We start from the raw sequence: 13,374 nt of genomic DNA, 5'->3' as shown, positions 1-13,374 counted from the left end.
TTTTTATGCAAGGGGAAGGGCGCGCGCCCCGTCAACGCACTTTTAAGATGGCTTGATAATGCGATGCTCACATTCTTTCTTATCAGCAGCAGGAATTGACGGCGCTGAGTATCTGGTCGGGCTTGATCCAGTGAATTCGATTTGATCTGAAAATGTGTGCTTGCAATAACGAAGCAGGATTTTAGCTTCGCCATCTGTTGTCACTCTTAGAAGGCTATGGCGCATTGGAAACGGCATTTTAACGTCAACGAATTCGCCGTCCTTTATTTGAACGGTTGTTGCAAATTCTCCAATTGAGACAGTCGCTTCGCCACCACCAGTTTTTTCAATTCTAAGAGTTGGATTTTCCAATGGTTTATCACCAAGAAAATATAATAAACTAAGCAATACTCCCACAATCAATCCGAGTGAAAATATGAACCAAAAGCTCAAATCTTCGGTGGTTTCATTAGATTTGTTCGGCATCTTGAAATCTCCTGCGCACAGCGCTTCAGGGGGGGGGCAGTCTTCATGTAAGAGAAGGGCGCGCCCCCGAAGGCGCGCTAATCATTCAAGATTTTGAACAACTTCCTGTTTGCTTATCGGCTTCATCTTTTGAGTGAATGATTAATACCGTTATCACTGAAGCTAATATAAATATATATTTAATCGAGGCTTCTTGGGTGGCGGCATAAAAGAACTCAGGGTTCTTCGCAGAAGTTATTCCAAAGCCAAACCACAACAAGGAATACATTGCTATACAGTCAATAAAATGAATCAACATTTCATTCAGTTTACTAATGCCCTCTTTCTTTAATCTATTAATTAGGGGATCTCTAATCAGAAAGCACAATAGTCCTAAGCCAACCGGCAACGGAATGAAAAGCAGAAGTGCTGAATAATTAACGGCGATATTATGAAACAATTCACTCAGCGACATTTTATTTCACTTTCTGCGCTTCCGGCGCTTACAGGGGGGGGGATGTCAAATACCTTTTTCAAAAAAGGCTTATCATTTTGGTATGTTTTCACGAAATGATTTATCTGTCAACAAATTATAAATTTATAATGATACATTATAGAAATAATTTGTTGACGGCTCATTTGTGTGATGCCGCTTTTAAGCGGCCATCAGCTCGTCCGAATTGAGATTGTAAATGTTAGATCTGCCTTTAATGCCTTGCAGATTGTATGGCGTGGGGTCATTGCGTCCTAAATTGCACAAAAAGAAAATAAGACTAACTGCGCCAGAAAAACTCTTATTGCGACCTGACAAAGCACGCTCAACATTTAAAGCATCGTTTAAACTAATTTTATCAGCATTAAGCAGTACAACTGAAACCTGATTTTTATAATCTGCTTCCAATGCTGCTTTAACTGCATTTGACTGTAAACAATCAACGTAAACAGGACTATAGCTGTAGAATTTTGACGCTAAATAGCAAAAACGTTTAGCGCTATTTACATCTCCTTTTATCAAGGAAGCCGTCATGCAATTTTCAGTTTTTGAAGTTTGATCCTTGAGGCTCATCTCAAACTTATTCGCGATGCTGCTGAACGAGGGATGTCTGGCCCTTAAATAGCGCGTCAGGGTTCTGTAATTATAATTCATAATTTACACCTTGCCATTGTCAATGCTATAATTAATAACATTATAAAGCATATAAGTGCATGTGTCTACAAATCTTATGTGTCTAAAAACAAAAATTAGCGCCTTTATGGCCGCTGATAAACCTATAACAAAAAAAGAATGTTGGTGATGGGCTTCGTGAAGGTACGAAAGCCCCTAAGTAGGGGCTTTCTGCTTCACTTTTGTCTTAATCATCTATGTGCAAAGGATTCCGATCCATCACAGATTTGAAATCGGGCTGTTCATAGTATTTTACGTTTTGGAGCAAAGCTGTTCTGCGCAGAATGTGATCTTTTGCGCGGGGAATAACGATAATATCGTCACTTGGAAGATTAGCGATATCGTCTATGCTTAGCACCTCACGTTTCACCTCTTGATAATTCACGCCTTCATTTTTCGATTTGTTCGAGAACACATCAATGTCCTTTGCTGAGTTGCCCGAAGAGCTATTCTTTGTTTCCTGTATTGCTCCGTACGATCCAGACGCTTTTGACACCCATTCGGAGCCATCCTGATTGTTAGCTTTTAAGCCAAAGGCGATGACGAGCTCTGCATTGCCTCGCATGTCTTCAAAATCATGTTTGCCATAGACTTTTTCCATCCCAGCCATTGTTTGTGCAATAGGCATGACTGATAGCCTTGCACCTGACATGAGGCGGAATGCATCAGGTAAGGCGTCAAGACGACCCATTAGCGGAGCCTCGTCTATAATCATGAGCACGCGACTTTTGGGGACTTTTCCGCGCAATATTGTCTTCATTGGCATAATCGTCATGATCCGCATAAAGACTTTGGCAAGCTTGAGATTGTGAAGCGGAATGCAAATGTAAATATCGATTTTATCTTCTGCGATATCTTCCATTGAAAAAGTTGACGTCCTCACCGCATTTGCTAGCGGTTTTGAAGTAAGCCAACCCATGTGCACTCGCGCGGTCGTAATAATTCCTGCGCCGGTTTGCTCCGCAGTGTTCATAAGAAGAGCACCAGCTGCTTTCGCGCGGCCACCAATCTTTACCATCGCTTCCCAGAGCGCCCGCAGATCGTCAGGATCTGTCGTGTTTAAAAGATCAAGCACGTAAGGAAGATTTCCTCGATCAGGAAAAGCTTTACGGATATAATGACAATATTGGATAAGCCCAGCGATATACAGAACAGACGAATTTTCCCAGAAATCCGCACCTTTTGCGCCATCAGGCGGAACGATTAAAGCTTCCATAATTGCTTCAATATCGTCCTCTACATCTTCTCCAATGTAATCGAGCGGATTCCACGAAGCATAAGCAGGAATGTAGTCACTGCCCTTTTTCTCACAAATTTTATAAGGGTCGAAAGCAACGATCTGCCGTTTCTGAGATCGATAGCGTCCAGTCACCATCAAGGATTCCGCTTTGGGATCATTAATGATAATTGGTCCACCGTACCCAAATATATTGTTCATAATGAAGCCCACGCCCTTCCCCGATCGGGTAGGTGCGAAAACCATTGGGTGCGCTTCAAGCGGCCAATAAACTCTCTCTCCTTTTGTACCTTTGATGGATCCGATCAACAACTGCGCTTTCTTGGTTTCAGCGACTTTGGTAACGTTGCGCAGCTCCTTAACAGTCGCCAGCCGCGAATTGCCGTGCAAGCCGCTCTCCGATATTTTAAATTTTTTGAAGCCGCGATTGCTAATTTTAATAGCGCCTTCTGTTGCTCCTGGAATCGCGAGAATGAAAGCTCCGATCGCCATCACAAAAGTCAGGCATGTGAGAAAGCCAAGGAAATAAGTATAAGAGTGTATCTCACGTAGGCCGAGCGACAAGCCATAAACGCTGAACATTTGACTAAAATACGTCACGATTTGAGAGGCTTGTGGCCACGCGTACAACATAACGCCGCCGGAAATAATGAACGAAGCAACAAGATGTATGCGACTTGTCCAAGCCAGATACCAGCTCATAAACAGCAACGGCCACGTCATTATGGTATCGCCGAGCGCATTGCCAAACAGCATGTTCCAAAGAGAGAGGGCTGAACCATCTGGACGGCTAAACCAAGGGATAACGAAGAACGCCCACACTGGCACAGGCCAAAAAAACATCAGTCCGAGTTTTGTAAGTCTGGTAGCAAATGACCACAGCGCACGCATTCACGTTCTCCTGTAAATGTTTAAAACACAGACGGCAGCTCAGCTTTTTCAGCGGCCTCAATGAAACGCGCCACGAGATATTGGTCGTTGGCTGATCGCGTTAATAGGTCAGCAGCTTCTGCAAACGCGTGGTCGAGCGTGTATTCACCATCGCCAATAATCTCGCCTGCACGCGCCGTGTAAATGCTTAGAGTGACATCCTCAATCCGCGTGCGCAGTTCGTCTGAAACTTGTCCATTTACATCGCCTGATTGCCCCTCGCTGCGTCCAACAGATCTATTTTCGGAACTCTCTGCTCCTGCTGATCCATCTTCATTTGCGGTGTTGTCTTCTTCCAGGATTTCCATTTCGACAGCCATGTGTATTTCTCCTCAAGTGATTGGATTTTTGTGCAGTTGTGGTCTGGTGAGCCATACTTCTCTTTAGACGCATTGCAGTGCGCAGCGGCTAATTTGTAGCTGTCAACAATGCTCAGCACGGGCTTCATTTGCCCCACAACGGTTGAAACTGTGTAGCTGTTAAAGCTTCTCAGATAAGTGCCGCTTGTTAAATAATGAAAGGCTACAAAGAAGATGAGATAGGTCGAAAATAGACCACCTAAAATGCCAGCAGCAACTGCCTTGGCTCTTACTTTATACGTGTAACGCCAGACGATTATCGACGTCTCGATGCTGTTCTTGGCTCTTGCGTACTTTACTAGAATTGAGGTTGCCATTCCCCTCTCCCCTATCGAACAAAGATCATGAAACAGATTGCGATGCCAAAGAGTGAACCAACCGCAAACATGATAGCGCCGTAGAACCAGCCTTCAGAATTTGCGACTACTTTTTCGTTCATCGCCTCCTGTCTTTTATACATATCGCGCTGATGCTGCTCGATCTTGTCGAAGTGATCTTTCTGTGCGTAGCGCAGGTCCATAAAACCTTTGCGCAAAATCGCACTGGCATCGTCTTTGTTGAGAAACTTTTGAGAAGCAGCGGCCATCATCTGCTTTTGCAGATCATCAAAAATATGAGAAACAACACCTTCGAGTTTTTCTTTTATGTCTGCAACCATCGCATCGTGGTTGCTGTTAGATTCATTCAGATGATTTACGGCAGCATTCAGATCGCCCAGCTTTCTTGAAAGCAGGTCGTCTTTCACATCAATATTGTGAACGTTCAAATTCAGCGTTTTAAGGCTGTCCAGAACGTCCAACATCATTGTCTTGAGAGGCTGATCAACCCGAAGCTGTCTCAAAAAGTATTGCGCAGCTTCTGGACTAAAGCTTTTAAAACCAAGGAGAACTAGATCCTGCATCATGCGCTCGCCTTCCTTTTCAGAAAGGCCGAGCTCTTCACAAATTCGCTGAATTATCTGGCGGTTGCCCTTTTCTAGAAGATCATCACTCATTGTCGAAATCCTCATCTTTTTCAGCAAAGCCAAGATTGCCACGCATTACTTCCAGAGCTTTTTGAACATTGGCGTAGTTAAAACCGCCCTCCCACGTTCCCTCATTTTCTTTGAGGAACCGCTCCACGCTCCAGCGTTCTGTTTTTGCTTCAGAGTTTTTGCTGCCGAACGTAATCTTTTCTGTCAGTGATTTGGGAAACTCGACGAAGTCAAAAGTGCTGCCGCCGCGCAACTTGAACGGCTTATCGCTAGCCATTTTCTCTTCCAGCTGCATGAAGCCTTCATCACTGCCTGGCAGAAACTGAGACTTTGCAACAAAGATCGGTTCGCCCGTTTTTAGGACAGTGTACCTACCCAGTGCGTTAAAGCTGTCTTTTGTCTTTCCGTAGACCCAGACGGTAAAAACATTCATAAACTTTTGCATAACTCCGATCCATGTTGAACCATGCTTAGCAATGAACTGTTCAGCTTGAGCGGGAAGATTGACAACAAACACGTCCGCATCGACGGAGTTTGTTACCGCACTGGCTTTGCCCCATGAATTTTCGTTGACACCCTCGAACTTGTATCGCGCAACAACATTGTCAGACGCTTTGTAAACATCGTCGTTTACGTAATCGAAATCGATTACCGCGACTTTTAAACCCTTTTCGAGGCAAAGCTGGATGAGTATAAGCGCAAAAATTGACTTGCCCACGCCGCCCTTGTCGCCGTGAATGAGGATCAGATTTTTGACGCCATCTTTAATACTATTGTAGAGATAGCTTTCGATCGGTGTTGACGGGCTCTTCATCTCATTACCTCTTGTTAATTATCAAAATCTTCATCGTCTTCTGTGATGCGGTCGCTCTCAATGTGCGGTACGGATGGAGGCTTATTCTCTGCACTTGGCTTTGCAGCAACGCGCGTTTCTGCTTTTGCAACAGGCTCTACAACGCTCTTTGCAGGCGTCGAAATTTCCTTTGCAACTGGTTCTACAGAAGGTTTTGTAAGTGTGGTTTTAGGCTTTGCAGAAGATGGCTTCTGAAGTTCTACAATCACTTCTTTCAGTCTTGTAGCTTTCACCGGCAGGCCGCGCTCATTGAGGATAGATCGCAGCTCTGCGAGCTTCACAACAGACGAAATTTTGATGAGGGCATCTTTGCCTTCGGCACTTTTTGCAAACTCTTCAAACGGATCTAGAACTTCGATTTGTCGATCTACAAAGATCTTTACAAGGTCGTTTGCAATTGACTTAAAATCGGCAACGCTGGCGCGTTTTTTATCTCTACTATCGCGTTTTGCAGCTGAGCCATACTTCTGCGCATATGTCGATCGCAGATTGTTTACATTGATTGCTTGGGTCGCAAAAGGCTCGACAGCTCTTGCAACGGAAATGCCTTTATCAATGGCCTTGCGTATTTCTTGCAGGTTAATTTCGATAATCTCTGCCGCCGTCATTACAGGCTCCCTACAATCCTTTTGCAAATTTTTATTGCCCGGATTTACAACGCATTTTTGATTTCTTGCATAAGCATAATTCAAGCAGAGCTATTTGGCAATTACATTTGAAATATTTTATCTCTAAAATTTGCGATCTAGTGCTCTACATAAATGACAAATAACTGTAATTGCTCAGTTTTTACTGACAAGTGAATACTGAAATTATTTTTTTATTACAGTCACAGCCGCGATTGATTTACAATAATCGATAATACGGGTGAAATTCGTTTTTTTACAATGAGCATAGTACAGCATAGGGCATTTACAAATTGGTTTTTTTAATCTACATTTTTTTACAGAAGAGTGATTAGCGCTGCGCGCAGTATTTCTACGGGGCCAGACCTGCGCCTTGTGGCCACAAATCTCCGATTTGCTGTCCACTGCGGCGCGCCTGGCTTTCATCATTGGGGTCGCTTCGCTCAGCCCAACTCGAAAGGAAGTTTGATGAATATTGATACTTCGCATCAAAAAATTTCTGAGAAGAGAAACAGCGGAAAGAAGACCGCAGACCATAAATCTGCTGAATGGAAAATACGTCTTACGCCCGAAGAAAAAGCCGCTTGGCAAAGCCGCGCCGATTTCGCCCAACTGACGCTATCCGCTTACGTTAGGCGCTGTGTAGAAGGCGGCATAACGCATACAAATTCAGCCCAGCCGAGCCTCGTTGAAAGAGACACAATCATACGCGAACTATCGCGTATTGGTGGCAACCTCAACCAGATTGCGCGCTTCGTAAACGCAGACAAAGGGATCAAAAAACAAGAATTAGCCGACGAGCTTTACGGCACAATTCAGCTTCTGGCCATGAAGGTAAAAGAGCTATGATCATCCGAGATTTACCACGCCGGAACAGCCGATCTTCGACGACTTCTCGTTTTAAATCGAGCTTAGAGTACATGCTCGAAATTAAAGACAAAGGTCGATCTCAGAACGTTGAACTCAACAATTCGCTCAAGCAAGCTTTTGGCGAAAACGTTGACTATATGCTGAACGATAAGGCTGATCAGCATCTTAAATCTGGCGAGCGTGTCGAAGCGACTTTTTATAACGAAGGCGCTCTGTTGTCTCTACAAACTGCCGCCAAAGAAATGGAAGCTCACGCTCGGATTGGAAGATGCAAAGACCCTGTTTTACATTCTGTAATCGCATACGCATCAATGAACGGTGAAGACCCTACCCCGGATCAAATCAGGCAAGACGTTGAAAATTTTCTGCGCGAGCGAGGTCTTGTTAACGCCCCAGCTCTACGCGGGAAGACGACGCCCGAACAACGCGCAGCACACGCGGAAAATGAGCTTAACCAGTACGTTGCTGTGGTTCACGGAGACACCAAAAACAAGCACGTACACATACTTGTAAACCGCGTCAGTAGAGACGGCCACATTGCATCCCTTTCTCATTTTTCACGCAAGAACGATAACCTTGCAGCACGCATTTCACGTGAAAGAAATTGGGATGTTGTAAATTCTGTCTACAACCAATCTCAGATAAAAGAGCAGGCAATCCAACGCGGCGCGTCTAAAGATGAACTGGCTATGCTAGAAGCGGGGCAGTTTTCAACGTTCACGGCCATGCGCAAAAACTTGGAAGAGAAAGCGCGTCTGACGACGGCTGAACTTGCAGCGCGTAACGCAGATAAGGCCTCCTTTGTAGAGGACTATTCTGAAACAGTGCAGAACGCTTTTAAAGACGCTAAAACGATGCAGGACTTTAAAGACAAATGTTTCGCGGCTGGCGTTATCGTAAAATTTTCAGAGAAAACAACGAAGAAAGGCAATGTCCTGCCTGGCGTGTCGTACGCTGACATTTTTGACGGTGCAGGAAAATCCGGCACACAAATTGGTGTTCCGGCCAAAGCATTGATAGAAAAGTTCGGTCAACCGCAAAAAGACTGGGTTGAACAGGCTAAACCGCTTGTTGCGGATGTAGCAGCGCGTGAATCTCTTGCTCAGCGTAGAGAAGAAGACGCGAAAGCACGGCGATCTGTTGTTCCGCAAGTTAAGCCAGTTGCGCAAGTTGAGCCTATTAAACCAATTGAGCCAGTTGCAAAAATTGAGCCTGTAATTTCAGTTGTTGAGAAAACTGAAAACCAAAAGACGTTTGAACGTCTTGTAGACGTTGATCGTATCGCCGTGCATGTTGACAGGCAGACAATCGCCAAAGAAAAAGCAACCTTGCAATTCAAGATTGTCAGTGCTGGATCAAAAATCGGCCTGTTTCAAAAGTCTATGCAAGATCGGCAAGCACGTCATCTTCGATTGCAGCGCCGAGCAGATTCTAATCAACGCCTTGTAGATGAGGGTAACAAGATTCTCGTTGCTTTTGAGAAGGAACGCATAAAGCTGCAAAAGCAGCTCGATGCTATCCCAGACCATCAATCTGATCGGCGTGAAAAGACAGAACTCAGGATATTCGCACTGGACGCGAAGGCCGAATATGAGATCTTTCGCAAAAAATTTATGCTGCAAAAAAAGCAAATGCGCGATAAGATTTATAAAGATGCCACACACAGCCTGAAGTCTAAAAAGAAGCTGATAGCCTTTAGAACAAGCGTTGATAAATTCCTTTTTGGCGCACGATCTGCATATCGCTCGAAGAGGCAACGTGAAAATGAAGCGCGCTATTCAGTTAATGCGGATAGAGACGCACGTCTGAAATTTTTGAACAACCAAAATCCAGCAACTTATCTTGATTGGTTAAAAAACCAGCCGAACAGCGCGCGCAACATGGCCGCTGTTGAAGTTGAAGTATCACGCCTAAAATGGATCAAAGAACAAGATACAAAGCGCGCCGCCCCTGCCCCACGTAAAGCATACACAGCCCCAACACCTGAGCAGTACAAAGCAGATCTTGCAAAAAGCAAGGCCCAACGAGAAGAGCAGGCGCGCATCAAACAAGCGCAGATTGATGCTGAGCACAAAGCGCGGCTGGCAGCTCAGCGCCAACGCGCAGCTGAAGAACAAGCCGCGAAAAAGACTATTGAAAGACCGGTTGCCCCATTGACAGTTATTAAGCCTCAGAATCCTGCCCCATACAGAGGGAGATAAATTAGTCTACGGCTCAATTGCCATTTCAAGTTCCGTCTCTACAGAACTTTCTGGAATCCCCAAACTCTGCGCGACAATCGATCGTGGAGTACGCAATGTGCGTTCTTCTGACATTCCATTTCTGTTTTTGAAATTAAGAAGAATATTACCGTTATCTAACTGCATAATCTTCAATGCTTGGGCGTTTGGAAGTCCCGCATAATTGCGTACAAATTCAGCCTCTAATTCAGAAACTTGGTCAGATGAAATTTCATTTATTTTTTCAAAGCGCCTATTAGCATAACGATAAGTATCTTCGATCAATTTCGCTGTTTCAATTGCCCTTTTGTGATCAGCATCATCTATGTAAAAACTATGCACTATCCCAAGGCCCATCAAATTTTTTTCGATAGGGGAAACGCCGTTCCACTCATTCTTATACCTATCTTTTACTTGCTTTAGCATCTGCTTTGGTTCCGGGCCGTAGCCCCGCTTATTATGCTCAATAAGTTTTTCAATATCAGGGTCGGTGGCTTTACTGCGCTCCAGTCCTTCTTTCACTGAGCGACGCGCAGCTTCAAAACGCGCCTCATCCGACATAGAGGGGTTTGTACAAACAGCAAGAAAGACCAATGATGATATGATAAGGAAAAATTTCATAATGGTTCCGGTTTTATAGCTATATTTTTAGTAATCTGAATTCTCTAGTCCGTCCATTATTTCTTTTTATACTTCTAACTAAAACAGGGTTGAATAAACACTTCCCGGGCATCCAAAATACGCGCGCGTAGCGCATACACTTCCTTCAAAATAATCAGTTTCGTTACTTAATTCACTTTACTACGCTCACATTTCAATAATATGTTTCCATGAAGGTTATATCCGGGGGTAACATTATGAAAATGAACAAAAAACCATTGCCTATATCGACGATTTGTAGTTGGGAAAAGAAAATTGACCCCACCCCAGATTATCAGCGCCCACCTGCCTGGACGACAAAGCAAAAGCAGCTTTTGATTGACTCCATTTTACGCGAATATGACATACCAAAGATGTACTGGCGGGCGGTAAATCGCGTGGATGGCATTAAATTCGAAGTAATCGACGGTCAACAACGTCTTCGCACCATTTGGGAATTCCGTAAGGGTGAATTTTCTCTAATGCGCGATGCAGATCCGATCGACGGTATATCCATCGCAGGCCAAAAATATGATGATCTCGACCTTGATGTGAGCAGTGTTTTCGATTCTTACCCAGTGGACGTGGTGATCGTTGAAGAGGCAATCCAAAACGAGGGTGACGATGAAGTCCGAGATATGTTTCTTCGTTTACAGAACGGAACTACACTAAAAGCGCAGGAAAAGCGCAATGCTATGACTGGGAACATGAGGGACTTTGTTAGGGACATTGCCCGGCACCCGTTTCTTGAGAATTGCAAGTTTACCAATTCTCGATTCACTTTTGACCATATTGCCGCACAGATCACCTGTTTAGAAATTACGGGCCAACCAACCGGTGTTCGTGATAGCGATCTCAATCGAATGTACGACCGCAATAAGAATTTTGACAGCTCAAGTGCGACCGCAAAGAAAATTCGCCGCGTTCTTGAATATCTATTGAAAGCCTTTCCAGAGAAAACACCAGAATTAGAGCGTTATAATGTTATCACGCTTTATTGCCTCTCATCTGTCCTTATAGAAAAGTACGTTCACTACGACACTGAACAGGCGCTTGCGAAGTGGTTCATCCAGTTTGAGACCAACCGCCGCACACAAGATTCTTTGCCTGAGGAGGAGCGTGACAGTCAGTTGATTGAATACAAAAGACTGACTAGCTACTCAACCGATGGAGAGGAATCTATCCGTGGACGTTTAGAATATCTAGAAAAGCAGTTCTTTCTTGCCTGCCCTGACATTCCGACCAAAGACGATATCCGCATTTTCACGCATGAGCAGCGTTTAGCTATCTTCCGCAGGGATGAAGGCCGCTGTCAAATTCGAGTAAAATGTACTGGAGACAAATTGAGTTGGGGTGACTGGCATGCCGACCACACAATACCTTACACACAAGGTGGAAGAACTACAGTTTCGAATGGGAAAGTCTCTTGTGCCGCGTGCAATACCGCTAAAGGGAACACTCTGGAACAAGCCATATGAGAAAGCTACCATTTTACATCTTAAATCATAGCTGACCAATAATAGAGTACCTATTTGCAATATATAAACGGCTTTCGGGCCGTTTTTTTTGCAGCGGATCTTCTGAAGAGAAATCAACAAATTTCCCAAAAAGGAAGAGACGTATGCTCACTGACAAGCAAAACCTGATGATTGAACGCCGCATCGACGATTCACAGAAAAAGACATGGCTGGCATATGTTCTTCTGATTTTACTGGGTGGATTAGGTTCTCACCGTTTCTATGTGAACGGCCCTTCAACAGGCGCTTTTGGCATGCTTTTTCTTGCAGCTTTAACTATCGCTTTAGTTATAATTGAAGCCGACAATGCGTCAGACATGACCCTCATAGCACTGTGCATATGGCAAGTCATTGACCTCTTTGTGATACCAGGCATGATACGCCAACGCAGCGCCAAAATGCGCAAAGATCTAGAATTTGACGCAATCATGCGTTTCTAAAAAAAAGCGGCCAGTAGTCCGTTTTTTTATCTTACTATACAATTTATAGATATAGATTCCGTCTGATCTGATTTATTAATTAACAAAGCAGTTGGTCTGCAATATCATTGCAGAAGTTATCCAACTCACGCTAGATAGCCTCATTAGAGATATTGAGATTGGAATTGATCTAAAAAACGGGCAAGGCTTTAATTTGGGGGAGTTATATGAAGATCCTAACTACATTTGTTGTCATGATGCTGATGTTTACTTCTCAGGCAAACTCTCAATTCATGAATGAACTATTAGGAGCTCTTGAGGGTTTAAACACATCCGACCAGAAACGGATTATAGAGTCCGGATTTAAGAGAAATGATACAGGAAGTTTCCTTACAATTGATGTCAGCTGGGGGAAAGTGAAAGTACCTAACAGCTTTTATTATAGCATGAATTCAAAATTCGCCTGCATTTATCTATTGTCCTTAGAATCTCATGACTGCGATCCCAATGACAATGAAATTGAAATTGTTGTTGTTTCCAACGAAAATTACCTAGATTTATTTGCATACACCAAAGACTACAATAATGGCTATGCTTCTCAGAAATTTATTGAATCAGGAATATTAGAAAAAATTGATGATCAGATGTTAGAGATGATTGGACTTGAGCAAATAGAACACAGAATGATTAAATCTAAATTAGTTAATAAAAGTACATTTGTTCAGAGTGATGATAACCCATATATATATTCAGCGATCAAGAAACAAATCGGTTTTAAAGACGGTATTTTGACTGAAGCAAATGTAGCTTTCTTAACATCCAACGGACACATAGATGTTTTTGTTAATTTTATGGGCGATAATAATGTTAATGATATGGTGAAATTGGTTAACTTTTTAACAGAGATTAATAGTGACGTAAAATACAGTAATGCATCTAATTTTAGCTTATTTCGTAAAGATGCTACTGAAGAGAGTTTTTTACATCTAGATTGATTTAATTCAATTTAGTTCGTAATAATATAAAAAACTCTATAGTGATTTAATTAAAAATCAATCACATAGATAACTGTTTTCAGCGGCTTTAAAGCCGCTATTTTTTTGTCTGCGGTCTAAAATGGTTC

At 43.3% G+C, this 13,374-nt stretch carries 14 protein-coding genes; 5 read left to right on the top strand and 9 right to left on the bottom strand.

The annotated features are described in order from the left end of the window. Positions 1-42: 42 nt before the first annotated feature. The 8 genes from CEV31_RS12575 to CEV31_RS12540 all read right to left on the bottom strand — a co-directional run bounded on the left by CEV31_RS12575 (position 43) and on the right by CEV31_RS12540 (position 6,569). Positions 43-465 carry a hypothetical protein gene (locus tag CEV31_RS12575; protein ID WP_094507421.1) on the bottom strand — a complete coding sequence of 141 codons (423 nt, stop codon included), beginning with the start codon at positions 463-465 and terminating at the stop codon, positions 43-45. Between the two features lie 85 nt (positions 466-550). Further along, positions 551-919 carry a hypothetical protein gene (locus CEV31_RS12570; protein WP_094507420.1) on the bottom strand — a complete coding sequence of 123 codons (369 nt, stop codon included), beginning with the start codon at positions 917-919 and terminating at the stop codon, positions 551-553. Positions 920-1,099: 180 nt separating this feature from the next. Next, positions 1,100-1,591 (bottom strand): hypothetical protein, encoded by a 492-nt coding sequence (locus CEV31_RS12565; protein WP_143850932.1) that lies wholly within the window; start codon positions 1,589-1,591, stop codon positions 1,100-1,102. A 205-nt stretch (positions 1,592-1,796) separates the two neighbouring features. Continuing rightward, positions 1,797-3,737, bottom strand: a complete 1,941-nt coding sequence (locus tag CEV31_RS12560) for a type IV secretory system conjugative DNA transfer family protein (RefSeq protein WP_094507418.1) — start codon at positions 3,735-3,737, stop codon at positions 1,797-1,799. A 20-nt stretch (positions 3,738-3,757) separates the two neighbouring features. After that, on the bottom strand, positions 3,758-4,096 hold the full coding sequence (locus CEV31_RS12555; RefSeq protein ID WP_094507417.1) for a hypothetical protein: 339 nt from the start codon (positions 4,094-4,096) through the stop codon (positions 3,758-3,760). Between the two features lie 367 nt (positions 4,097-4,463). Further along, positions 4,464-5,129 carry a hypothetical protein gene (locus tag CEV31_RS12550; protein WP_094507416.1) on the bottom strand — a complete coding sequence of 222 codons (666 nt, stop codon included), beginning with the start codon at positions 5,127-5,129 and terminating at the stop codon, positions 4,464-4,466. Further along, positions 5,122-5,922: a nucleotide-binding protein gene (locus CEV31_RS12545; RefSeq protein WP_094507415.1), complete on the bottom strand. Its 801-nt coding sequence runs from the start codon at positions 5,920-5,922 to the stop codon at positions 5,122-5,124. Before CEV31_RS12545 ends, CEV31_RS12550 begins: the two co-directional genes overlap by 8 nt. A 14-nt stretch (positions 5,923-5,936) precedes the next feature. Beyond that, positions 5,937-6,569, bottom strand: coding sequence for a hypothetical protein (locus CEV31_RS12540; RefSeq protein ID WP_094507414.1), 633 nt, complete (start codon positions 6,567-6,569; stop codon positions 5,937-5,939). A gap of 486 nt (positions 6,570-7,055) precedes the next feature. On the opposite strand from CEV31_RS12540, the gene CEV31_RS12535 reads away from it, so the two are divergent. Then, positions 7,056-7,436 carry a plasmid mobilization protein gene (locus CEV31_RS12535; protein ID WP_143850931.1) on the top strand — a complete coding sequence of 127 codons (381 nt, stop codon included), beginning with the start codon at positions 7,056-7,058 and terminating at the stop codon, positions 7,434-7,436. 71 nt (positions 7,437-7,507) lie between these two features. Next, entirely contained in the window at positions 7,508-9,658 is a 2,151-nt protein-coding gene (locus CEV31_RS12530) for a relaxase/mobilization nuclease domain-containing protein (RefSeq protein ID WP_169717346.1), read from the top strand. A gap of 6 nt (positions 9,659-9,664) precedes the next feature. Here CEV31_RS12530 and CEV31_RS12525 read toward each other — a convergent pair whose 3' ends face one another. Continuing rightward, positions 9,665-10,297 carry a hypothetical protein gene (locus CEV31_RS12525; RefSeq protein WP_143850930.1) on the bottom strand — a complete coding sequence of 211 codons (633 nt, stop codon included), beginning with the start codon at positions 10,295-10,297 and terminating at the stop codon, positions 9,665-9,667. 236 nt (positions 10,298-10,533) lie between these two features. Here CEV31_RS12525 and CEV31_RS12520 point away from each other — a divergent pair, with 236 nt between their 5' ends. The 3 genes from CEV31_RS12520 to CEV31_RS12510 all read left to right on the top strand — a co-directional run bounded on the left by CEV31_RS12520 (position 10,534) and on the right by CEV31_RS12510 (position 13,246). Next, on the top strand, positions 10,534-11,793 hold the full coding sequence (locus tag CEV31_RS12520) for an HNH endonuclease family protein (RefSeq protein ID WP_169717345.1): 1,260 nt from the start codon (positions 10,534-10,536) through the stop codon (positions 11,791-11,793). A gap of 143 nt (positions 11,794-11,936) precedes the next feature. Further along, positions 11,937-12,272 (top strand): NINE protein, encoded by a 336-nt coding sequence (locus tag CEV31_RS12515; RefSeq protein WP_094507409.1) that lies wholly within the window; start codon positions 11,937-11,939, stop codon positions 12,270-12,272. 206 nt (positions 12,273-12,478) lie between these two features. Beyond that, positions 12,479-13,246, top strand: coding sequence for a hypothetical protein (locus CEV31_RS12510; RefSeq protein ID WP_094507408.1), 768 nt, complete (start codon positions 12,479-12,481; stop codon positions 13,244-13,246). Positions 13,247-13,374: the final 128 nt, after the last annotated feature.

This window comes from Brucella thiophenivorans (assembly GCF_002252445.1).
Taxonomy (GTDB): Bacteria; Pseudomonadota; Alphaproteobacteria; order Rhizobiales; family Rhizobiaceae; genus Brucella; species Brucella thiophenivorans.
This window is presented reverse-complemented; position numbering and strand designations above follow the sequence as displayed.